Source organism: Scopulibacillus darangshiensis (assembly GCF_004341035.1).
In the GTDB taxonomy this organism is placed as follows: domain Bacteria; phylum Bacillota; class Bacilli; order Bacillales; family Sporolactobacillaceae; genus Scopulibacillus; species Scopulibacillus darangshiensis.
This window is the reverse complement of sequence record NZ_SLXK01000032.1, coordinates 1-21,646: the sequence shown is the minus strand read 5'-3', so window position 1 is coordinate 21,646 and position 21,646 is coordinate 1. Positions and strand designations below refer to the sequence as shown.

Genomic DNA, 21,646 nt, shown 5'->3' with positions numbered 1-21,646 from the left:
ATAATGACTGGGTGAAGCTTTTTATCGCAGTTTGTAAAGCCTTCCGAAAAAGAAACGATATATTGACTCCACCCCAAAATCTATGACATTTAAATAGTGGTTAGCACTCTGGGTGATAGAGTGCTAAAATAGAGTTATCCTGATTTTTGTTTAATAAGAGAGGAGCCTTTTTAATGGAAAAAAAGCAATTCCAGGCAGAATCTAAGCGACTGTTAGAAATGATGGTTAACTCGATCTATTCGCACAAAGAAATCTTTTTAAGAGAGCTCATTTCCAATGCCAGTGACGCGATCGACAAGATTTATTACAAGGCATTAACTGATGATACGCTAACTTTTAACAAGGATGATTACTACATAAAAGTAGATGCTGACAAGGAAAATAGAACGTTAAAAATCACGGATACCGGGATCGGCATGACAAAAGAGGAGCTTGAGAATAACCTTGGCATCATCGCTAAGAGTGGTTCGCTAGCTTTTAAAAATGAAAATGAAATGAAGGATGGCCAAGATATCATTGGCCAATTTGGTGTTGGTTTTTATTCAGCTTTTATGGCAGCGGACACCGTGACCGTCTTCACTAAGGCTCTTGGCAGTGATGAGGCTTACAAGTGGGAATCCCAAGGGACGGACGGCTATACGATTGAACCACATGAAAAGGCGGATGTAGGGACAGAAGTTATTCTGAATATCAAAGAGAATAACGAAGACGAGAACTATGATGAGTTCTTGGAAGAGCACCACTTAAAAACGATTATAAAGAAATACTCCGATTTTATCCGCTACCCGATCAAAATGGATGTGACCGAAAGCAAGCCTAAGGAAGGCAGCGAAGATGAGTTCGAACAGGTCCAAGAGGAACAAACGATCAACAGCATGGTTCCAATTTGGAGAAAGAATAAGAATGAGCTGACTGACGAAGATTACGAAAACTTTTATACAGAAAAACATTACGGGTTTGACAAGCCTTTAAAACACATCCATATCAGCGTCGATGGTGCCGTAAGATATAACGCGATTCTCTTTATCCCGGAGAAAATGCCTTATGACTATTACACTAAAGAATATGAAAAAGGATTAGAGCTCTATTCCAACGGCGTATTAATTATGGAGAAATGCGGAGACCTGCTGCCTGACTATTTCAGCTTTGTCAAAGGCATGGTGGATTCTGAGGATTTATCGCTTAATATCTCCAGAGAGATTCTCCAGCATGACCGGCAATTGAAGCTGATTGCCAAGAATATTAAGAAAAAAATTGCAAGCCAGCTCCAAAGCCTATTGAAGGATGACCGTGAAAAATATGAAGCCTTTTATGAGTCCTTTGGCAGACAGTTAAAGTATGGGGTGTACAGCGATTTCGGCAGCCACAAGGAAGAGCTGCAGGACTTATTGATGTTCTACTCATCCAAGGAGAAGAAGCTGGTCACTTTAGCTGACTATGTCTCAAGAATGCCGGAAGATCAGAAATATATTTACTACGCTGCCGGAGAAACGCATGACCGCATCGAAAAATTGCCGCAGACTGAGATCGTATCAGAAAAAGGCTACGAGATCTTGTATTTCACTGAAGATATTGATGAATTCGCGATTAAAATGGTAATGAACTATAAAGAAAAAGAATTCAAATCTGTTTCAAGCGGTGATCTAGGGATCGACGAGGAAGAAAACGAGGATCAAACTTCTGAGGAAACTGACAACAAAGAGCTTTTCGACTACATGAAAAATGTTTTATCAGACAAAGTAAAGGATGTCAGGGTGTCCAAAAGGTTAAAGTCCCACCCTGTATGTCTGTCGGCAGATGGCGAAGTGTCGATAGAAATGGAGAAAGTGCTAAATAGCATGCCTGACAACCAAAATGTCAAAGCTGACAAGATTTTGGAGATTAATATCAACCACGAGGTGTTTAGTTCATTAAAAGCAGCTTTTGATACAGATAAGGAGAAATTGAATCTGTATACAAACCTTTTATACAACCAGGCCCTGCTCATTGAAGGATTGCCAGTCATTGACCCGGTTGAGTTTACAAATGATATTTGTAAGGTCATGGTGTAAAAGCAGCCCAATACCCCATTGACGGCAAGCTTTAGGTTCTATATCATAGGGGAGAAGTGAATACCCGCACTTTGCGGAAGAGGTTCATAGCTTTAAACCCTATATAAAAAACTATGGATAGATGACAATTCTGCCACGTCCATATCGGATGTGGCTTTTTATGTTTTTATCCTTTAAGTTGCAGGTAGAATGGCGAAAATGATGAACCCTCTTGTAAAGGTGTGCGGGCACTAATGACAAGGGGGACTTTTTTATGTCTGGCAGAAACCATGAGGAAGGTTTAAAGGATTTAACATTGCTTGGCAATCAACATACACAATATGCGATGACTTATGCGCCTGAGGTATTGGAGGCGGTGGACAATCTCCATGCTGACCGCGACTATTTCGTGAAATTTAATTGTCCTGAGTTTACGAGCCTATGCCCGTTAACGCATCAGCCGGATTTTGCAACAATGTACATCTCATACATTCCGGATAAAAAAATTGTAGAGAGCAAGTCACTTAAATTATATCTCTTCAGCTTCAGGAACCACGGTGATTTCCATGAAGATTGCGTCAACATCATCATGAATGATTTAATTAAGCTGCTTGATCCGAGGTATATTGAGGTTTGGGGGAAATTCACACCGCGCGGCGGCATTTCCATCGATCCATGGTGCAATTATGGCAGGCCCGGCACTAAATATGAAGAAATGGCAAATGTCCGATTGATGAACCATGATCTCTATCCCGAAAAGGTCGATAACCGATGATTTTATATTTGAATGGGGCGTTTGTCGGCCTCTTAATCCTGGCTAACATTGTCGCTGTAAAGCTTTTTAGCCTTGGGAGTTTTGCCATACTGCCCGCTGCCGTCATTATTTATATTTTTACTTATCCAATTGTTGACGTCATTGTGGAGGTTTACGGAAAAAGGGAAGGGCGGAGAACCGTTCAGGCGGGTCTGATTACACAGATTCTCGCCCTGATATTCATAGCGATCACCGTCCATTTGCCGGCGGCGCCTATATTTAAAAACCAAGGCTCATTCCAGACCATTTTGAACGGGAGCTTTCGGGTGATCCTCGCCAGCTTAATCTCTTATGCCGTTAGCCAGAATCTTGATGTTTTTGTGTTCAATAGACTGAAGAAGCTGCACGGGAACAAAAAGCTGTGGCTCCGCAATAATGCATCAACCATGGTGAGCCAATTGATCGATACAACGATTTTTATCGCGATAGCTTTTTATGGCACGATGCCCATAGTTGTTCTAGGCGGCCTGATTTTAACCCAATATATCTTTAAATTCCTTGCATCCATTGTGATTACTCCGATTGTCTACTTACTTGTCGAGATCATTAGAAGACAGCGATCGGCAGTGACAAGCGAGGGTTCTCACTCTGTAAGAGGTTAAATCATTAAGGTGATGAAAGACAAAACGTGCTTGGAAATCGGGTGAAATGTCTTTCGTAAGTGTCCTCATAAGTCAATAAATTTACAACTTATTTATAAGTTGGATAAAAGAGGTTCCTGATTGGCTGTCGGCCATAAGACTGGTAATATAAAATGGATTGCAAGCGAACGACATTTAATTTTCCCAAGAAGAACCATGGTGTGATCAAGGTTTTAAAAGAAGAGGGAGTTGAGCCAAATCTGGAGCAGGTCTATATGGAGAAAAAACTTTAAATCGCCTTTTGCCGCCAGCCCAGGCTTATGAGGCTCCATAATATAAAAAGCAGACCTTCATACCAATAAAGGTAAAGGTCTGCTTTCTTTCGTCCTATTCACCAAGATCTACATTGTGGTAGACCTGTTGGACATCCTCTAGGTCATCAAGAACATCAATCATCTTTTCGAATTGAGCTTGGGCGTCTTCAGGCAGAGTGACATCATTTTGGGCAAGCATAGTCAGCTCTGCAACAGAAAACTCGGCAATGCCTGCGTCCTTAAGAGCTTCTTGCACGGCATGGAATTGCTCTGGATCAGCATAGACGATAACCGCGTCATCTTCTTCCAGAATATCGCGAACTTCTACATCAGCTTCCATCAAGATTTCAAGCACGTCATCAGCTGTTTTACCTTCAAGGCCGATAACAGCCGTGGCATCAAACATATAAGCAACAGATCCATTTACCCCCATGTTGCCGCCGTTTTTGCCGAATGCCGCACGGACATCAGATGCGGTACGGTTCACATTATTTGTCAGAGTATCGACGATCACCATTGATCCGTTTGGTCCGAAGCCTTCATAACGGTGTTCGTCATAGCTTTCATCTGAGCCGCCTTTGGCTTTTTCAATCGCACGTTCAATAATATTTTTTGGTACATTGTACGTTTTGGCACGCTCAAGGACCATTTTTAATGCCTGGTTTGCTTCAGGGTCCGGTTCGCCTTGTTTTGCCGCAACATATATTTCCCGGCCAAACTTTGCATAGATCCGGCTTGTATTGGCATCCTTTGACGCCTTTTTTTCTTTAATATTATTCCACTTACGTCCCATCATGAACACTCGCTTTCAAATTAGAATCGATTTCCCTATCACCTCTTATGAAGGGAATTGTATTCATTCACTAGATAATATTATACCTCAATTTCAAGAGTAATTTCGAGTCCCGGAATCAAAAAGACAGGCGGGCTAATCCCCAACTTAAAAATAGAGACTGCTTTATGCAGTCTCTCAATCTAACATATGGCTATTTTAGCTTTTCTGCAGTCCACTTGCTTCTTCATGTTTTTCCGTTTTATTTATAATGGTTGTTCCGACCAAATCACCGGTGACATTTAAGGCCGTGCAGCCCATGCCGACGATCGCATCGATAGCTGTTAATAACCCAACAATCTCCATTGGCAGACCAATTTGTGCAAACACAGTAGCAATCATAATAATGCCTGCTCCCGGAACACCCGCTGTGCCGATTGATGCTAAAGTTCCGACTAGGACAACCTCTAGCATGTCGGTAAAGCTTAAGGGTGCACCGACAATGTTTGCAGCAAAAACTGCAGAAACAGCAATGCGGATCGCCGCGCCATCCATGTTAATGGTTGCACCCAGAGGCAGACTGAAGCCATATAGGCTCTTTGATAATCCTAGACCTTTTGCCGCATTCAGCGTCAGGGGCAATGTACCGGAGCTGCTTTGGGTAACAAAGGCGGTGATCATCGGTGTTCTGGCATGGGCAAAAAACTTGCCCGGGCGCACTTTAGCTAAAAGTATGAAGAGCATATAAAAGCCGACCTGTACGATTAATGACACATAAAGACTGATAATGACGCTCCCTAATGACAGCAGGGTGTCAGCGCCTTGGCCGCCGACTGTTTTTGCGACAATCGCAAAAATACCGATTGGCACGTATTGAAGAATGACCTTCATAATGGCAAGTGTCGCTTCATTTAAAGCTTCGACGGTTTTATATAAATGCTTGCCAAGTCCGGTATGCTCCTTTGACGTTCGTAAATAAGATATCGCGATACCAAAAACAATTGCGGTGAAGATGATGCCAAGCAAGTTAAGTTCACTAAAGGCTTTGATAATATTATTAGGAACGATATTTAAGAGGACACTAACAACCCCGGGATTATCCGGAACGTTGAATTTTTCATTAGTCTTTAAATCCATTCCGCTGCCCAAATGAAATAAGCTTGCGACACTGAGACCAACGACAATGGCCAAGGCAGAAGTTACCACGTAATATAGAAAGACTTTGCCTCCCATCCGTCCCAGGTTCCCAAGCTTAGTCTGATTTACACCGACGATCAAAGTGAATAGAACAAGCGGGATGATAAGAAATTGAAGCAGATGGATCAACAAATCGCCAAAAGGCGCTAAAGCCGTTGCTTGTTTCCCAAATATTAGACCAACAATAATACCAAGGATGAGAGCAATAGTAATTTTCAAGATGAGTGATGCATGGACGTAGCCCCTCCAAATTTTTTTCATTACAACCCTCCTTAATAAGAATAGAATTCCCGATAGCTGGTGGAATAAAGACCTATTAAACAATTTTGGCGGCCGCTTATTCCTATGAACTTAATCGGATATTATTATAGTAAAGTACAACATATAGGGGTATGTCTGTCAAAATCAATGCTTGTCTTTTTAAATTAGTGTTTGCAACCACTGCTACCGAACGTTGGAAGGGACCTTTGCCAGCACTTTCTTTTTAAGGAAGAACCAGATGGGGAAAGGCTGGGAAATTTGAAACGTTCCACGTGAAACATTAAAGAAAAGCGCAAGCACCTTGGTTAGCCCGGAAGAGCACTGGTCGACTAAACGTCGCGTCCTGCGGCATCGTCGACACTCGTACGTCCATGTCCCTCGGAAGGACTTCGAGGAGGCTCGGAAAATCAAAAAGCGATTTTCCTGCGGTGATTATTCTGTAAGAAGCTTTCCTAGTGTTGCCGCCGTAGAGGGACCGAAGTGATTCAAGGGGCTAGGTGTTGTAGCTAGACAGCGTGCCCACTTTCTTAATTTGCAAAAAGAGGGGCGCCTTTTTCGAGCGCCCCAAAAATGTATGAAGATTAATTAAGCCAAGGATCCCATTGGGTCCCAAGGTTCTAATTCAATTGGTTTTTGCCCCAGAGACATTTGAAGTTCTTTAGATAAATGTTTTTTATTAACGACAATTTGATACATAAATTCGTCAAACCACTGATCGCTCATGACAAAAAAGCCATCTTTGCCCGGATCCTTACCCCAGCTGTTTTCCACTTTCCATCGGTTTGGTCTGCCATCAACAACGTTAACACCTGTCAAAACCATAGCATGGGTCATCAGGCTGTCACCATAGTCGAGCCGCTCTGCCTTAGTAAGCTGCAATGGAATGTCTAGGGCAGATTCGTAATTATAAAGTGCCGTATCCATAACACCGGTGTCGCGATCCGACATCTGACCAACATCACACCCGAACCACACCGGTTCATTGTCCTCTAGCTGCTTAAGTGCTAATTTCTTCAATTCATCAATCTCGATATTAAGGTATAATATGTCTTTGCCGCCTTTAACGTTTCCGAGGTATTTTACTGTGTATGTGCGGCCAAATGGCTTATCATCGGTTGGAGCATTAATAATACTAACATAATCATTCAGGTTAATATCAATGTATTTTTGGAAGAATGTCTTCGGTGTCAAATTTGAGTCACGGTGATATGTCTCATCTTTATCACGGTATTCAAAATCAAAATGAGCAGGGGGCTCTCCAAGGAATTGGCAGAGCATTCGGTAGATGTCGCCTAGGATGGCTTCTTTTTCGAGCCTTAACTTATCGGTGGATGCCTTTTGCGCGCGCAGCTTTGCGGCCCCTTCGCGCAGTTTAGCCGTCAGAAGCTTGTTCATGATTCGCGAGCTGCTGCTGTGGAATGTTTCTGGCATGACATGCTTGGGGACAACACCATATTTTTCGACCAAATTGACAAACATTTCCCATTGTCCGCCATCTTGTACCGGAGCATTTAACAACCATGATACGAGGCGGCTATCAGTTTTCTCATCGAGTGTCCCAAGAATGCTTTCCAGAAAGTAATTCGCCTTCTCAAATTTATCCCAGAACATATGGTAATTTTGTGAGAGCTCAAATGATTCTAAGCTGCAAGTGTGTATGACATGCTGCCGAAGAGTGTTTAAGCCGGCGAACATCCAGCATCGGCCGCTCTGTTTTTGATTAGTAATTTTCCCCGTTGTAATTTCCTGTGAAAACGTGTATTGCATGCTGACTGGTGAGTCCTGGTTCATAGCAACCGCGTTGATACCATTTTTCTTGATCGCGTTCATCATGACCTTCTGTTGAGGATTATTACTAAAGTCCTTCGAGAAACGGTCAATCAACTCTTTTGAAATAGAATTGTTTTTTTCCAATTCCACACCCATGACATCGCTCCCTCTCCCGTAATTCAGTTCACTCTAATTTTACCTCCAACAATATCCATAATCAATACGAATGCACTAAAGTAGCTGAATATATTGAATTATTTGTTGACCGTGAAAGATTAACATTAAAAGAGGGTTATTTTGCAACGCTATTATGCTAATCTATTAAATATGAAAGGTGGAAAAAACCGGAGGGTATTACCCTGTTTTATCCATAAAATCAGTTAACGGAGCGGGTGCTGATGTTTCAAATCAGAAATGTAACATACAAAGATATTTTAAATATCAAGACTGTTGACATCGGATCACAAGAGGTGATGACTTTCTTTGGGGAGAGCGGCAGCGGGAAAACGACTCTGATGAAGCTGCTTAATCAGTTAATCAGCTTTGATGAAGGTGACATTTTATATAATGGGCGATCCGTATTGGATTATGATCCAATTGAGCTAAGAAGGCAGGTCGTCATGTTGGCACAGACACCTGCTGTCTTTGCAGGGAACATTAGAGACAATTTGCTTATTGGAATGAAATTTTCTGAAAAGGAACCTGCTAATGATTCAACCTTGGTGGACGCTTTGAAAATGGTTCGCTTACATAAAGACTTGGATGGCGGTGTCGATTCCCTGTCAGGCGGGGAGAAGCAGCGGCTTGCTTTTGCCCGGGTGATTTTAATGGATGCACCAGTGTATCTCTTGGATGAACCGACTTCTGCTCTGGATGATGACACGGAATCTTTGGTTATGGACCGGTTCTTTGACTACGCGAGAGAAAATGGCAAAACCGTGGTAATGGTCACCCATTCAAAAAAGCTCGCTGAAGAACACTCTGATAAGATGATTCTGATGAAGGATATTAATGAAAGGGTGGTGCGTCCATGAACAATAAGATTATTGATATTACCTTTTGGCAGCTCGCTTCTGCATATGTCTTTATTATTCTATTATTGATTATTGTGCGGTGGCGAAGGATTCCAAGAGAGAAAGAAATTCTGATTTCGTCCATTAGGATGACACTGCAGCTCATACTTGTCGGCTTTATCCTGACTTATGTTTTCAAACATGCCAACCCTTATTATACTGTCATCATTTTCTTAATCATGGAGACCTTTGCGATTTACAATACCTTTCAGCGTGTCAAAAAAGCAATCAATCCACAGTTGAAAAAGGCGATTGCTATCTCTATGGCCGCCGGAACATTTGTTACACTCATTTATTTTAACTTTGTTGTCCTTCATTTTTCCCCGTGGTACAACCCTCGTTATTTTATCCCGATCGGCGGAATGATTATCGGCAATTCCATGACTGGAATTACGCTTGGTGTCAGTGCCTTAATTGAAGGGATGAAGTCAAAAAAGGATCTTGTGGAGTCTGCTCTAATGCTTGGTGCTGCGCCTTATCAAGCTACGAAGGATATCGTGAACCACGCTTTTGATTCAGCGGTTCTGCCGACCATTAACAGCATGGTGGGCATGGGGATCGTCTTTCTGCCGGGCATGATGACGGGTGTCATTCTTTCAGGTGCCAGCCCATTTTCTGCTATTAAATATCAAATAGCCATTATGCTTGGCATCTCCGGCAGCGTCTCTCTTACAGTCATTTTATTCCTCTATTTAGGCTACAAGGCATTTTTTAATAAACGTTCACAGTTAGTGGACTAAATATTTGTGTTATTCTATTAATGGAGGGGTGAAAAAATGGAAGATAAAGTGATAAAAGCGATTCAAGACGATTACCCGGAGGATTTTGCACACTGTTACGGATGCGGCCGGCAGAATGAAAGCGGCCATCATTTACGGACAGGCTGGGATGGGGAGCATACCGTCACGATTTTTGAGCCGAATCCGGAGCATACTGCACTGCCTGGTTTTGTCTATGGCGGCGTCATGGCGTCGCTCATTGATTGCCATGGGACAGGATCAGCATCGATTGCTTTGCACCGCAAGAATGGCCACGACGTTGGAGACGGCGCCGAACCGCCCCGATTTGTAACAGCATCATTGCATGTGGATTTTCTAAAGCCAACACCACAAGGCATCCCGTTAAAAGCATTGGGCACAGTGGAAGAAATACATCCAAAGAAGTGGAAGGTCAATACGGAAGTCTATGCGGGTGAGACGCTCTGTGCGCGCGGCGAAGTCATCGCTGCGGTCATGCCCGATACATTTTTGCAAAAGAAATAAATTAACAATGAGGTCTGGAAGGCGGTGCTGCCTTCCAGATGAACATTTTTAGCTTGAAATTAGGAATAAAAGGGCCTAAAAGGGCCTTTTTTTGTAAAATGTTTTCTCCAACTGGCGATACGACCAACTTAACACTATCGCGGGCAATAATCACCCTGAAAATGAAGAGGAAATCCGTAGAAATTTTGGTTTTCCCGTAAGAATGGAGACACCTTCCGTAACTTTCACCTTTTCCTCAACAAGCGCTTTGTGCTAACTGAATTTGAACATCCTTAGCCGTTTTCATCCCTGGTAATAGTTAGCGGGTTGCTTCCTTGCCTTATTTTCAGTAGACTAGAGTGTGAATGTTAAGTTTTGAAAAGAGGGTAATGAATGAATAAGGAATCCATTTACGGATTGACATTTGATCAACTCACATCATGGCTTATAGAACACGGACATAAAAAGTTCCGGGCGCAGCAGGTCTGGGATTGGCTATATAAAAAGAGGGTTAAAGACTTCTCTGACATGAACAATGTCAATAAAGAGTGTATCCAATTATTAGAGGAACATTTTGTCATACAGACGTTGGAGCAGCATATAAAACAGGAGTCTTCGGATGGAACCATCAAATTTTTGTTCAAGCTTCAGGATGGCAATTTAATTGAAACTGTCTTGATGCGACAAAAATACGGTCTTTCAGTTTGTGTTACAACACAAGTAGGCTGTAACATCGGCTGTTCGTTTTGTGCAAGTGGTTTGCTGACGAAAAACCGTGATCTGTCAAGCGGGGAAATTGTAGAACAAATTATGAATGTGCAGCATCACCTTGATGATGCGGGAAATGACGAAAGAGTCAGCCACATCGTTGTTATGGGCATTGGTGAACCTTTTGATAACTTTAATAACCTAATGGATTTCTTGCGGGTTGTTAATGATCAAAAAGGCCTTGCTATCGGAGCCAGGCATATTACAGTTTCAACGAGTGGTTTAGCGCATAAAATTTATGAGTTTGCTGATGCTAATCTGCAAGTCAACTTGGCGGTTTCCCTGCACGCGCCAAACAACGAACTTAGAACGCGTATTATGAAAATCAATAAGGCATTCCCGATTGAAAAATTAATGCCTGCTATTGATTATTATCTCGAAAAAACAAACAGAAGAATGACGTTCGAGTATATCCTGCTGCGGGATGTTAATGACCATCAGGAAGAAGCCCGTGAGCTCGCGAAGCTTTTAAAAAACAAGCGGCACCTCTCGTATGTTAATTTGATTCCGTATAATCCCGTGGATGAGCATAATCAATATCAAAGAAGCGACAAAGAAGATGTGCTCGCGTTTTATGACACTCTGAAGAAAAACGGCATCAATTGCGGTATACGTCATGAACAAGGAACAGACATTGACGCCGCATGCGGACAGTTAAGAAGTAAACAAATTAAAAAGGCCAAGGCATAATAAATTTGACTTGGGCGGTTAAAGAAGTGTATCTCCTTTAGTGAGGTGCACTTTTTATTTTGGTGGCATTCCTGCCTCAGTGTTTCAGCTATTATGCATTTTGCGATTTTACTTCTGATCTTTCTATCAGATTACCGTTTGATCCAAGAGTCTAGGAATGGTAAAAGCATAATTAGAACTTGGAATCATATCCCTAAGTCCCTTTGAATACTTATATAAATGGCAGCGGGGCACTTACCATTTTTCAATTTAAAAAGGGGTTCGATGATGTTAGCTTTTCTACATAAAGTCATTGATTTTTTATTGGGGCGGACCAAGGACTCAAAAGACATTGTAACTATTTTTGACGAGCACGGGCTGTCTGTGGTCAGCGGGAAGAATACTTATAGTGTTCAATTGAGAAAGACTGTCAGGCATTCATGGGGAACTGAGTATGCCTTTAATGTGCCACTAGGGATTACCTTTAATAAGTGTAAAGAATGTACGGGGGCCATAGCGGATATCCTACAGAAAAAGGTTACTATGACGTCCTTTTCCTTGTTGCATGTGAACGTTTATGAATGACTTAATGCCATAAAACCCCGCTTTAAAAAAGGCGGTAAGGGTGGGTCACACCTTTGCCGTCTTTACTGCCGTTTCCCCAATTTCCAACATCCCTTGCAGTTCAAAAATTCACCCTGAGCATCTTCCTTTTCAAATGAGTAAGGGAAGGGGTATGATGGGTACTCAAACCTAAATTATTCAGTTTTAAAATAAAGAAGGGGAAAGGGGGAGCCAGGATGACATCCCAAAGTTATAGCAAGGTTTCAATTGTGGCCCTGCTGCTTGCAGGGGCATTTATTGCGATTTTAAATCAAACATTGATGATTACAGCTATTCCACCTATTATGAAAGAAATGCATATTAGCGCTAATACAGCACAGTGGCTGACAACGGTTTTCATGCTCGTCAATGGCGTCATGATCCCAATCAGCGCCTTTTTGCTTGAAAGATTTTCAACAAGGCAGCTCTTTATTTCTGCAATGAGTATTTTTGCCCTTGGAACACTGATTGCGGGACTTGCGCCAAACTTCGGTATTCTCTTGTTTGGCAGAATCGTTCAATCGAGCGGTGCCGGCATTATGCTGCCTCTGATGCAAACCGTCTTTTTACTTATTTTCCCTGTCAATAAGCGGGGATCAGCGATGGGATTAGTCGGCCTGGTGATCTCCTTTGCTCCGGCGATTGGTCCGGCGCTCTCAGGATGGGTGATTGCCAATTATTCTTGGCGCGTCTTGTTCTTTATCATTTTGCCTATCGCTCTCATAGATATTGTCATTGCGATTATAGCAATGAGAAATGTGACTGAACTGACTCATCCGAAAGTCGATATCATTTCCATTATGTTGTCATCATTTGGTTTCGGCGGATTGCTATACGGCTTTACGAGCGCTGGGAATAATGGCTGGGGAGACCTCGTTACTGTCATTACGTTGGCTGTCGGTGCAGTTGCACTAGTTATCTTTGTGCTCCGGCAAATGCGGCTCAGTCACCCTATGCTTGAGTTCCGGGTTTTTAAATATTTTATTTTTACATTGACAACTATTATCGGAATGGTAGGTTTTATGGGACTTATTGGAGTCGAGACCTTGATTCCGCTTTACATGCAAAACATGCGTGGCTTCACTGCCATGGAATCTGGCTTAGCCATTTTACCTGGCGCCTTGGTGATGGGGATCATGTCGCCAATTACCGGCCGGGTGTTTGATAAAATCGGGGCAAGGTGGCTCGCGATCTCAGGGTTGATCATTATTACGATAACAACCTTGGCCTTTTCCAACCTAACGCCGTCAACATCATTCGCCTTTATTACAATCCTGTATTCGATCCGGATGTTCGGCTTATCGATGGTGATGATGCCAGCGACGACGGCTGGGTTAAACCAGTTGCCTAAGCGGTTAATCCCGCATGGGGCGGCGATGAGCAATACTATGCGACAGGTTGCTGCCTCTATCGGAACGGCGATTATCGTGACGGTGATGACGAATACAGCACAGGCTGCGATACAACAGCCGGATATCCTGCACCCGTTGATTTACGGCGTGAATGTCGCCTTCATCGTCATTACTGTATTGTCACTCATTGGGGCTATTTTGGCCTTCTTCATAAAGAAAACCTATCCGCCAACGGAAGAAAATGAGGAAAATCAAAGCAGGGTCAGAAGACCAAACAAAAGGTTGGTTAGAAGCTAAAAAAAGATAAGATGAGACTTGTCCTAATGGGCAAGTCTCTTTTTTGGGTTGATGGGACTTTCATGGGGAAAGGTGAGATGAAGGACAAAAGTCGGTAAAAGGGTGAGAGAAAAGGTTTTCATATGTAATAATAAAGAATTCAAAGGCGCTTTAGAGAAATGCAATATTCTCGTAAGCCAAATATCCGTGATAGTTAAAAGTGTTCCATGGATCGATGTAAATTATTGAAACGATTTACTTATTTATACGTATAATTATATGGGTATTAATGCTGATATAATAAATATATATCTAATTTGTAGGCAAAAAAAAAGGGGGTGAAAGGCTATCGATCTATTGACAATTTATTGGGATGTCTTGCTGGGCTGTCTTGTGCTTGCAATTATATTTTTTCTAATTGGCGACATTCTTGATGGTGTGCTGGACGGCTTTTTTCATCCGCTGCTATTGTTTGGCACGCTGGCAGTGCTCTCAGGCACTGGCATTTTATTAACAAAGTATACGAGTTTGCCTGCAGGGATTGTACTGGGGTTTGGCTTTGCCCTGGGAGTCATTACATATATTCTCATCTATAATTTCCTCATTGTCCCGCTCTCCCGTGCAGAATCTTCAAACGCCTATTCAGCGAAGGAATACCAAGGCCGGATTGCTGAGGTGATTACGAGCATTCCCGCACATGGCTATGGTGAGGTATTGATCGGCTCGGCAACAGGGAGCCGAAGTGAAACAGCCCGAAGCTTTGATAACATCGATATCATTAGCGGCAAAAGGGTGTTTATCGTAGAAGTAGACAAAGAAGGTGTGTGTCACGTTTCTCCAATGGAGGACGATTTTAAATAACAGGGGGAAAAGAAATGGATTCATTGATTGTTATTGGTGTTGTTGTAGCTGTTGTTCTCATCTTGGGTATTGCATTTGCCACAAGGTACAAGACGGTTGGTGCAGATGATGCCATGATTATCACAGGGAGTTTCTTAGGTTCTAAGAATGTCTTCAAGGATGAGTCAGAAGGGAGGATTAAAATTGTCCGCGGCGGCGGGGCGTTTATATTGCCGGTTTTCCAGCAAAAAGAATTGATCAGCCTCCGTTCCCACAAGCTCGACGTCTCAACGCCCAATGTCTATACAGAAAATGGCGTTCCGGTCATGGCTGATGCCACAGCGATTATTAAAGTTGGAAACACGACTGAGGCGATCGCCACAGCGGCTGAACAATTTCTAGGGAAAAAGGATGCTGAACTTGAAGGTGAAGCGCAAGAGGTGCTTGAAGGCCATTTGAGAGCGATTCTTGGCACTATGACGGTTGAAGAAATTTATAAAAACCGCGAACGCTTTGCCCAGGAAGTCCAGGGTCAGGCATCCATTGATTTGAAAAAAATGGGCTTGCAGATCGTCTCTTTTACAATAAAAGATGTCCAAGATGAAAATGGCTATCTTGAGGCTCTAGGGAAGCCGCGAATTGCCGAAGTGAAACGTGATGCTGAAATATCCGAAGCGGATGCGTTGCGTGATTCCCGTATTCGTAAGGCCAAAGCTGATGAAGACGGGCAAAAAGCTGAATTGTTGCGTGATACAAACATCGCCGAAGCAACTAAGGAAAAGGAATTGAAGATGGCTGCCTTTAAACGGGAACAGGATCGCTCAAAGGCTGAAGCGGATATGTCCTATGATTTGCAGAAAGCCCGTTCTGAGCAAGAGGTAACGGAAGAACAAATGAAAATTGAGCTTGTTAAGAAGCAAAAATCAATCGAATTGGAAGAGAAAGAAATCCTGCGCAGTGAGCGGCAATACGATGCTGAGGTCAAGAAGAAGGCAGATGCAGACCGGTATGCTGCCGAACAGCGGGCTGAGGCTGACAAGGTCACACGGTTAAAAGCTGCTGAAGCTGATGCCGAGAAGGTTCGGCTGGAAGGGGAAGCGGCCGCATCATCTGAGCGTGCCAGAGGTAATGCTGAGGCGGAAATCATTCGGGCCCGAGGCTTTGCTGAAGCTGAAGCCAAAGAAAAACTAGCTGAAGCAATGGAAAAATACGGCGAAGCAGCGATACTGGATATGCTTGCCAAAATGCTGCCTGAATTTGCTGAAAAAGTCGCCTCGCCATTACGGGCCATTGATAAAGTCACTGTCATTGACAATGGCGGTTCCGGCGAAGGCGACGGTGCGGCCAGAATGAGCAACTACGTGACGAAATTGATGTCACAAATGCCCGAGACATTGAAAGATGTGTCAGGCATTGACCTCAATAGCGTGCTGCAAGGGCTAACCCAAAGGTCAAGCTCCAGGATTTTCGATCCTATGTATACAGCAGCCACCAAATCACCCGAGGCTTTAAAAAAACCTTCAAGCGCCCATAATGCTGAAGTTGATTTAAATGAAATCCCTGATTACAAGAAAAAAAGAGATTAAACAAAAGGCTGTCCCAAAGGTAAGGGACAGCCTTCATCTTTTTGCCAGGACGAAATGATCTAGACTATTAGTATATATCAGCGCATGGCGGTAAGATATAAGCAAGGCCGGGGAATCATTTCCCGGCCCCTTATCATTATTCCAGTTCTGCAAGAATCTTCTTTTCAATATCCTCCATGACCGCTTCATTACGGGCCCAACCGTTCATTAGGATGGTGACGGCATATTGTTCTCCGGACTTTCCGGTAACATAGCCAGTCCAGCTGCCGATACTCTCGATATTTTCAGTAATTCCTTTGACTTTACGTGCACCGTCCACATGAAGGTCTGGCAACGAGTGATAGAAATCATGATTGTCCTTTATTGCGGCCAGTGTCGCGTTCAGGTGGCTTGCACTGATCTGGTTGTATCTTGTGACACCGGAGCCGTCATAAAGATCGAATGTTGTATTAAGGTGATGATTTTCCAGCCAGTCATAGATCATGCCGACGCCGCCGTTCGTACTGCCGCCTTTAGCGCCGTCTTCTTGAAATTTGCCGATGGTCTTTGTAAGCATTTCTGCATAAAAATTGTCATTTTCCTTATTCATGGTTTTAATCAACTCAGCGAGCGGCTCAGAATGCAAGCTGTCTTCTTTAATCGCATTTTCAGGCACTGGATCTGTTCTGATTTTGCTGTGGGGGTGGACATGAATGCCTGCTTCTTTAAGCCTGCTTTTTAGAACATAACCCGCGTAAAGGGCGGGATCTTCGATAGAAACCCGGACCTTTTTATTTTTCTTATTCAAAGGCAACTGTCCGCTGATCACGATGGTATTCTCCCCGCGTACACGCTCAACATTAAGTGTCTCTTTATCACCGGAAGCCCCGGTTTTTGCTTTATTAACGATTCGGACATCGTCAGTCCTTGGTTCAAGTGAAATGACAGGTGGCTTGCCAGCACGTTTCCCCGGTGTAATATTAACGGCGACCGTTCCGTGGTTCACACTGAGTGCACTGATTTGCGGAAAATCAGGGTCATCCTCATGATCCCATGTCCAGCCAAGCGGGTAGTGCTGGGTATCAAAGTCGCTTTCATCGACGATGATATCCCCTTTTATTTGCTTGATTCCTTTCTGCTTTAACGTTTTGACGAGATTCTCTAAATCTTCGGTCGTAAGGGATGGATCGCCGCTTCCTTTAAGAATGAGATCCCCATGAAGGACGCCGCCGCGATTAGGTTTTTTCGAGACATATAGATCTGTCCCATATCGGAAATTTGGTCCGAGGTAGTTAAGGCCGGCAATTGTTGGCCAAATCTTCACGACGGACCCTGGTGTTAACAACTTGTCTCTATTTCGGGCATACAATGTTTTGTTCTTGTCCATCGACTGAATGACGACCCCGGCGGTCACACCTTTAAGATGGTTATCATTTAATATTGGGTCAATTTTGTCTGAAAGCGGATAAGTTTGCTTATTTGGTTCATAGTTTGTTTCCGGCGTTTGCAAATTCGGGTAGTTCGCCAAAAGAACACCGACATTATCTTGAAAATCTCTGGCATACTTTGATTTATAGATGCCATTCATTAATATAACAAAGGCTAATTGGTCTCCGTTAGCAGCCCTCACTAATCCGACCATATTATTTACCCCCGACATCGAACCTGTCTTGGCGTGCAGGTTGTTTGCCGCCGGGGTGTTTTCCATTCTATTTTCCAGTGTGCCGTCAACACCGGCAATCGGCAGGGAGGATTCGATGATTGGCCAGTAACTCTGCCCCTTTATATAACGCAAAAATGTCAGCATGCTGTCCGGCGGGATGAAATTAAGACGGGACAGTCCTGAGCCGTCCACTTGGCGGTAATCACCTTCAAGACCAGCTTTCTTTAGCAGTTTGCTGACGGCTTGAACACCTGCATCAAAGCTGCCGTCCTTATTTACCACTTTGCCAACAGTTTTCAAGAACATTTCTGCATAAAAGTTATCGCTTTCCTTATTCAAATGGGTAATCAGTTCACTTAATGGCTTGGAATAATGGGTCACGTCCGGTTTCTGGATGGTGGCGGCGGTTTTCTTGACGGTTGACTTTCCCGACAAGCTGATACCGTTTTTTTGGATAAGCTGTTTGACCACATTTCCGGCAAACAATGCGGGATCTTCCATTGTCATGCTTTCTTCTTCCGGCTTGCTGTCCTTTCCGATGGTGCCTTTGATTGTAATGAAATTCTCAGTGCGTGGACGATTGAAAGACACATCATTTTTGGATCCCTCAACCACTTTAACGTCATTCTCAATTTTTACGTAATCGTTCATTGGGGAAACAGAGACGTCAGGGTTTGCACCGATTTGATTGTCTTTGGCCATGACAGTCAAATCAACGACATTCTCGTTAAGGGACAGGGCGCTGATTTGGGCGCTGTAATACCATGGTTCATCATCCCACATCCATGCTTTGCCAAGCCGGACATTGTCAAAATAGCTTTCGTCAACAAGGATGTCACCCTGGATTTTCTTTATGCCTGTTCGTTTCTTCAGCTGCTGAATCATTTGCTGAAGATCGGATTTTGAGAGGGAGGGGTCTCCATATCCTTTTACAATAAGGTCACCATGGAGGGTCCCGTCTTTTGTCAGCTTTCCCTTTATATCCATTTGTGTCTTGAATTGATAGCCGGGCTTAAGTGTATCCAAGGCGGTAGATGCGACAAAAAGCTTTAAAGTCGATGCAGGAATGAACGTCTTCTCGGGATTGTGGGAATACAGCAGCTTGTCTTTTGTCAAATTGTACACAACAACCCCGGCTTGAATGCCTTTGCTGTTTTCATTATGTTCGAGCTGCAAGAGGAGCTGATTGAGATTGTCCTCTAATAAATCATTCGCCTGAGCTTTTGCAAAAGAGGGACCGATCAACAACTGGAATACCAATGAGAGCATGATAAGTGGAATCAGGGCGGATCGTATTGTCGTTCTCATTATTTTCCTCCAATCATTCATATTATTTCGCTTACATATTCAAGAGGCGAGCGATTTATTCCTTGAACATTCTGGACTAATTTTTGCATAAAAGACATGACATAAATCATATTATTCAACATCATCCGTGTTATAATGAGAAAAATAACGGAGGAGGTGACAGGAAATGTCTAAAAATGAATCCCAGGAAATGATCATTACTATTGCTAAGCTTTTTGAAGACAGTATCGGCAAGTTTAGGGGTGAGATGAAGAAGGAATTCGATAATGTTAGGGGTGAGATGAAGAAGGAATTCGATAATGTTAGAGGCGAGATGAGGGAAGAATTCAAAAATGTTAGAAGTGAAATGAAGGAAGAATTCACAAGCGTTAGAAAGGAAATGAACGAAAGCTTCATTGGTGTCAATGAAAGATTTGATACCATCGAAGAAAAATTAGATGACCTGGCCGAGGATACCGATTTGCTTCGGGAAGAGAATTGGCAAAATAAGAAGGATATCCAAAAGATTAAGAATAGAATAGGTGTGAGATAATGATTATAAAACATGCCTAAACCCCAAGGAATTCTCCGAATTACAAAAGCACCCACTATAAATCCTTAGTGTTCCGAAAACAAAAGACCGCCTCCCTTAACAAAAAAGTGAGGCGGATACTTATATGGCGCTCATATAGACCTAAAAAAAGCTTAACACATAGTCACCTGGTCCGGTTAAGGCTACGCCAACGGTGATGGCGATCAAAACAATGTTGTATTCACAACCGCCTTCAGTCAACCAAAAGCCATTTTTCCCATGGACGGAAATGATCGCATCAATCATGATGATAACAATAAGAGCTGCTCCCACAGGAGTCAGGAACCCGGCCGCAAAGAATATACCGCCAACAAACTCAAATAGACCGCAGATAATAGCCCATATTTTCCCGCCAGGCTTAATGCCAATGGACTCCAGCCACTCTCCCGTGTTGCTTACCCCAGCTCCTCCGAACCATCCGAATAACTTTTGTGCTCCGTGCCCTACAAATGTAAGGCCGACAACCAAACGAATGATTAATAGCCCAATATTTGCTGCCAAAGTTGCTGTCATCCAAATCCCTACTTTCAACTTACATGATCATATTTTAGTTTAGCCTATTGTGAATAAGATGATAACTGATTTGCACCGTACTCACTGATAATCAATAATGGCGGGAGCGGGATCCAGCTTCAGCACTTCTTTTGGTGTAAGCAGCGGTTTATCATTCTTGAAAAACAGTTTGAATCCCCCGTATTGAATCGGTTCGTTTCTGACAAGGCCTTGATAGCTGGCCATTTTGCTGCCGGGCGGTCCAAATCCATCATAATTAAGGGCAACCTCAACGTTGTCCCGTGGCTTGATCGCCTTTTTATTCGCTAAAATTTCCCCTTTAAATTGATGAACGACGACAATTTTATCAGGCAAATGGTTTTTCTTAGCAAGGTCTGACACATATTGAATCGCTTTATCAATTTCCCTGCCGTCCACATGGCCGAGGTCTACTCCAGGGACTTGTCCTTCTTTCACATGAAATTCAGTGTCGATCGCCAGGTGAACGTACGGAAGCTTAAGATATGGCTCAAGCAGCTTCACTTGGTGCAGCACATTATCACGGCCAAGTTGGACATCCAATAGCAGGAGGGCGCCATTTTTCTTTGCCAGCTCTGCATATTCTCTTATATCCTGCTCTGATGTCCGGTGAAAGTACAGACCATCAGGCCCTGGATTGCGCTGGGCAATTGTTGTAATCAGTTCGATCGTTGGAATCGCAGGATGGGCGGGGTCGGCATCCGAATAAGCCTGGGCTTGTTCCTTAAGCTGCTTCATTAACGCTTCAGGCGTTTTTTCCCCCAATATGCCCATTTGGGTTGAATTAGGCTGTCCATAAAAAGCAACAAGCCTGTACTTTTTTAGCGGTCCATTTGACTTGTCCTCTGTGCCTTTTAGAAGGGTTTGACCAAACGGTACACTTCTCTCTCTGCTGTGCCCGTGCGCCTCAAGTCTTGGCATCTTACTAATAGCCTCTTGTGAATAATTTTCTTTTAAAGGCTTAGCATCCTTCGAAGGCATCATTGGTTTAAAAGGTTTTTCTTGTTTCTTTTCAGGCTTTTCTTCCTGCTTTTTCTTGCTTTCAGAAGCATTTTCTTTTTTGTCGGCTGATGCCTTTTTGGCTTCGTCAGTCTTTTTCTCATCATGCTTTTGCTCCGGTGCAGAACTCTTTTCCGAGCATGCCGTGGCAAAAAATAAAAGCAGGGCGGCAGTCACCATTAAAAAGAAGCCCTTTTTCATTCATGTCACATCCTTAAATTGAGGTCTGGGTGAATAGTGAATACGATACTTTTATAAGAAAAGGATCCAGAAATTATTATGTAATGGATACGTGGGTGATAAGCATCCTTTAAGCGAAACTATTCTATATTAGTTTAACGTACATAAAGGGATTATAGGGAAGTATTATGCAAATTATTGTCGTTTTTTCTTGTCCCTTACATAAAAACGTGGTTTAACTCAGATAATATTCTATATTAATGTTATT

18 protein-coding genes are annotated in these 21,646 nt (G+C 43.1%); 12 read left to right on the top strand and 6 right to left on the bottom strand.

Annotated elements, in window-relative coordinates; translation table 11 throughout:
• Positions 1-173 precede the first annotated feature (173 nt).
• The 3 genes from htpG (at position 174) to EV207_RS17230 (ending at position 3,446) form a co-directional block, all read left to right on the top strand.
• Positions 174-2,051: a molecular chaperone HtpG gene (gene htpG, locus EV207_RS17240; RefSeq protein WP_132747397.1), complete on the top strand. Its 1,878-nt coding sequence runs from the start codon at positions 174-176 to the stop codon at positions 2,049-2,051.
• Between the two features lie 253 nt (positions 2,052-2,304).
• Positions 2,305-2,805 (top strand): preQ(1) synthase, encoded by a 501-nt coding sequence (queF, locus tag EV207_RS17235; RefSeq protein WP_132747396.1) that lies wholly within the window; start codon positions 2,305-2,307, stop codon positions 2,803-2,805.
• Positions 2,802-3,446, top strand: a complete 645-nt coding sequence (locus EV207_RS17230) for a queuosine precursor transporter (RefSeq protein WP_132747395.1) — start codon at positions 2,802-2,804, stop codon at positions 3,444-3,446. Before queF ends, EV207_RS17230 begins: the two co-directional genes overlap by 4 nt.
• Before the next feature lie 366 nt (positions 3,447-3,812).
• Here the strand turns inward: EV207_RS17230 and EV207_RS17225 are convergent, their stop codons facing one another.
• The 3 genes from EV207_RS17225 to EV207_RS17215 form a co-directional block, all read right to left on the bottom strand.
• Positions 3,813-4,532 carry a YebC/PmpR family DNA-binding transcriptional regulator gene (locus EV207_RS17225; RefSeq protein WP_132747416.1) on the bottom strand — a complete coding sequence of 240 codons (720 nt, stop codon included), beginning with the start codon at positions 4,530-4,532 and terminating at the stop codon, positions 3,813-3,815.
• A gap of 198 nt (positions 4,533-4,730) precedes the next feature.
• Positions 4,731-5,969: a dicarboxylate/amino acid:cation symporter gene (locus EV207_RS17220; protein WP_132747394.1), complete on the bottom strand. Its 1,239-nt coding sequence runs from the start codon at positions 5,967-5,969 to the stop codon at positions 4,731-4,733.
• A 585-nt stretch (positions 5,970-6,554) separates the two neighbouring features.
• The gene (locus EV207_RS17215) at positions 6,555-7,895 is read right to left on the bottom strand and encodes a C1 family peptidase (protein ID WP_132747393.1); all 1,341 of its coding nucleotides are present in this window, start codon (positions 7,893-7,895) and stop codon (positions 6,555-6,557) included.
• Positions 7,896-8,137: 242 nt separating this feature from the next.
• On the opposite strand from EV207_RS17215, the gene EV207_RS17210 reads away from it, so the two are divergent.
• The 8 genes from EV207_RS17210 to EV207_RS17175 all read left to right on the top strand — a co-directional run bounded on the left by EV207_RS17210 (position 8,138) and on the right by EV207_RS17175 (position 16,147).
• Positions 8,138-8,773, top strand: coding sequence for an ABC transporter ATP-binding protein (locus tag EV207_RS17210; protein ID WP_132747392.1), 636 nt, complete (start codon positions 8,138-8,140; stop codon positions 8,771-8,773).
• Positions 8,770-9,552: an ABC transporter permease gene (locus EV207_RS17205; protein ID WP_132747391.1), complete on the top strand. Its 783-nt coding sequence runs from the start codon at positions 8,770-8,772 to the stop codon at positions 9,550-9,552. The genes EV207_RS17210 and EV207_RS17205 overlap by 4 nt, the downstream gene beginning before the upstream one ends.
• A gap of 36 nt (positions 9,553-9,588) precedes the next feature.
• Positions 9,589-10,074 (top strand): PaaI family thioesterase, encoded by a 486-nt coding sequence (locus EV207_RS17200; RefSeq protein WP_132747390.1) that lies wholly within the window; start codon positions 9,589-9,591, stop codon positions 10,072-10,074.
• Positions 10,075-10,446: 372 nt separating this feature from the next.
• A complete protein-coding gene (gene rlmN, locus EV207_RS17195) occupies positions 10,447-11,511 on the top strand; it encodes a dual-specificity RNA methyltransferase RlmN (RefSeq protein ID WP_132747389.1) in 1,065 nt (354 codons plus the stop codon).
• A 264-nt stretch (positions 11,512-11,775) separates the two neighbouring features.
• On the top strand, positions 11,776-12,075 hold the full coding sequence (locus EV207_RS17190; protein WP_132747388.1) for a hypothetical protein: 300 nt from the start codon (positions 11,776-11,778) through the stop codon (positions 12,073-12,075).
• Positions 12,076-12,290: 215 nt separating this feature from the next.
• Positions 12,291-13,742 carry an MDR family MFS transporter gene (locus EV207_RS17185; RefSeq protein WP_132747387.1) on the top strand — a complete coding sequence of 484 codons (1,452 nt, stop codon included), beginning with the start codon at positions 12,291-12,293 and terminating at the stop codon, positions 13,740-13,742.
• A 336-nt stretch (positions 13,743-14,078) separates the two neighbouring features.
• Entirely contained in the window at positions 14,079-14,582 is a 504-nt protein-coding gene (locus tag EV207_RS17180) for an NfeD family membrane protein (protein WP_132747386.1), read from the top strand.
• Between the two features lie 14 nt (positions 14,583-14,596).
• On the top strand, positions 14,597-16,147 hold the full coding sequence (locus tag EV207_RS17175) for a flotillin family protein (RefSeq protein ID WP_132747385.1): 1,551 nt from the start codon (positions 14,597-14,599) through the stop codon (positions 16,145-16,147).
• A 136-nt stretch (positions 16,148-16,283) separates the two neighbouring features.
• Here the strand turns inward: EV207_RS17175 and dacB are convergent, their stop codons facing one another.
• Positions 16,284-19,097 carry a D-alanyl-D-alanine carboxypeptidase/D-alanyl-D-alanine endopeptidase gene (gene dacB, locus EV207_RS17170; RefSeq protein WP_165886991.1) on the bottom strand — a complete coding sequence of 938 codons (2,814 nt, stop codon included), beginning with the start codon at positions 19,095-19,097 and terminating at the stop codon, positions 16,284-16,286.
• 166 nt (positions 19,098-19,263) lie between these two features.
• Between dacB and EV207_RS17165 the strand changes: the two genes are divergently transcribed.
• On the top strand, positions 19,264-19,629 hold the full coding sequence (locus EV207_RS17165; RefSeq protein ID WP_132747383.1) for a hypothetical protein: 366 nt from the start codon (positions 19,264-19,266) through the stop codon (positions 19,627-19,629).
• A 141-nt stretch (positions 19,630-19,770) separates the two neighbouring features.
• On the opposite strand, the gene EV207_RS17160 is transcribed toward EV207_RS17165, so the two are convergent.
• Positions 19,771-20,181 carry a DoxX family protein gene (locus EV207_RS17160; RefSeq protein ID WP_132747382.1) on the bottom strand — a complete coding sequence of 137 codons (411 nt, stop codon included), beginning with the start codon at positions 20,179-20,181 and terminating at the stop codon, positions 19,771-19,773.
• Between the two features lie 81 nt (positions 20,182-20,262).
• Positions 20,263-21,399 (bottom strand): hypothetical protein, encoded by a 1,137-nt coding sequence (locus EV207_RS17155; protein WP_132747381.1) that lies wholly within the window; start codon positions 21,397-21,399, stop codon positions 20,263-20,265.
• Positions 21,400-21,646: the final 247 nt, after the last annotated feature.

Coding starts and splice junctions, on each gene's coding strand:
- htpG (WP_132747397.1), top strand. CDS start 174: ATGGAAAAAAAGCAATTCCAGGCAGAATCTAAGCGACTGTTAGAAATG.
- queF (WP_132747396.1), top strand. CDS start 2,305: ATGTCTGGCAGAAACCATGAGGAAGGTTTAAAGGATTTAACATTGCTT.
- EV207_RS17230 (WP_132747395.1), top strand. CDS start 2,802: ATGATTTTATATTTGAATGGGGCGTTTGTCGGCCTCTTAATCCTGGCT.
- EV207_RS17225 (WP_132747416.1), bottom strand. CDS start 4,532: ATGGGACGTAAGTGGAATAATATTAAAGAAAAAAAGGCGTCAAAGGAT.
- EV207_RS17220 (WP_132747394.1), bottom strand. CDS start 5,969: ATGAAAAAAATTTGGAGGGGCTACGTCCATGCATCACTCATCTTGAAA.
- EV207_RS17215 (WP_132747393.1), bottom strand. CDS start 7,895: ATGGGTGTGGAATTGGAAAAAAACAATTCTATTTCAAAAGAGTTGATT.
- EV207_RS17210 (WP_132747392.1), top strand. CDS start 8,138: ATGTTTCAAATCAGAAATGTAACATACAAAGATATTTTAAATATCAAG.
- EV207_RS17205 (WP_132747391.1), top strand. CDS start 8,770: ATGAACAATAAGATTATTGATATTACCTTTTGGCAGCTCGCTTCTGCA.
- EV207_RS17200 (WP_132747390.1), top strand. CDS start 9,589: ATGGAAGATAAAGTGATAAAAGCGATTCAAGACGATTACCCGGAGGAT.
- rlmN (WP_132747389.1), top strand. CDS start 10,447: ATGAATAAGGAATCCATTTACGGATTGACATTTGATCAACTCACATCA.
- EV207_RS17190 (WP_132747388.1), top strand. CDS start 11,776: ATGATGTTAGCTTTTCTACATAAAGTCATTGATTTTTTATTGGGGCGG.
- EV207_RS17185 (WP_132747387.1), top strand. CDS start 12,291: ATGACATCCCAAAGTTATAGCAAGGTTTCAATTGTGGCCCTGCTGCTT.
- EV207_RS17175 (WP_132747385.1), top strand. CDS start 14,597: ATGGATTCATTGATTGTTATTGGTGTTGTTGTAGCTGTTGTTCTCATC.
- dacB (WP_165886991.1), bottom strand. CDS start 19,097: ATGAGAACGACAATACGATCCGCCCTGATTCCACTTATCATGCTCTCA.
- EV207_RS17165 (WP_132747383.1), top strand. CDS start 19,264: ATGTCTAAAAATGAATCCCAGGAAATGATCATTACTATTGCTAAGCTT.
- EV207_RS17160 (WP_132747382.1), bottom strand. CDS start 20,181: ATGACAGCAACTTTGGCAGCAAATATTGGGCTATTAATCATTCGTTTG.
- EV207_RS17155 (WP_132747381.1), bottom strand. CDS start 21,399: ATGAAAAAGGGCTTCTTTTTAATGGTGACTGCCGCCCTGCTTTTATTT.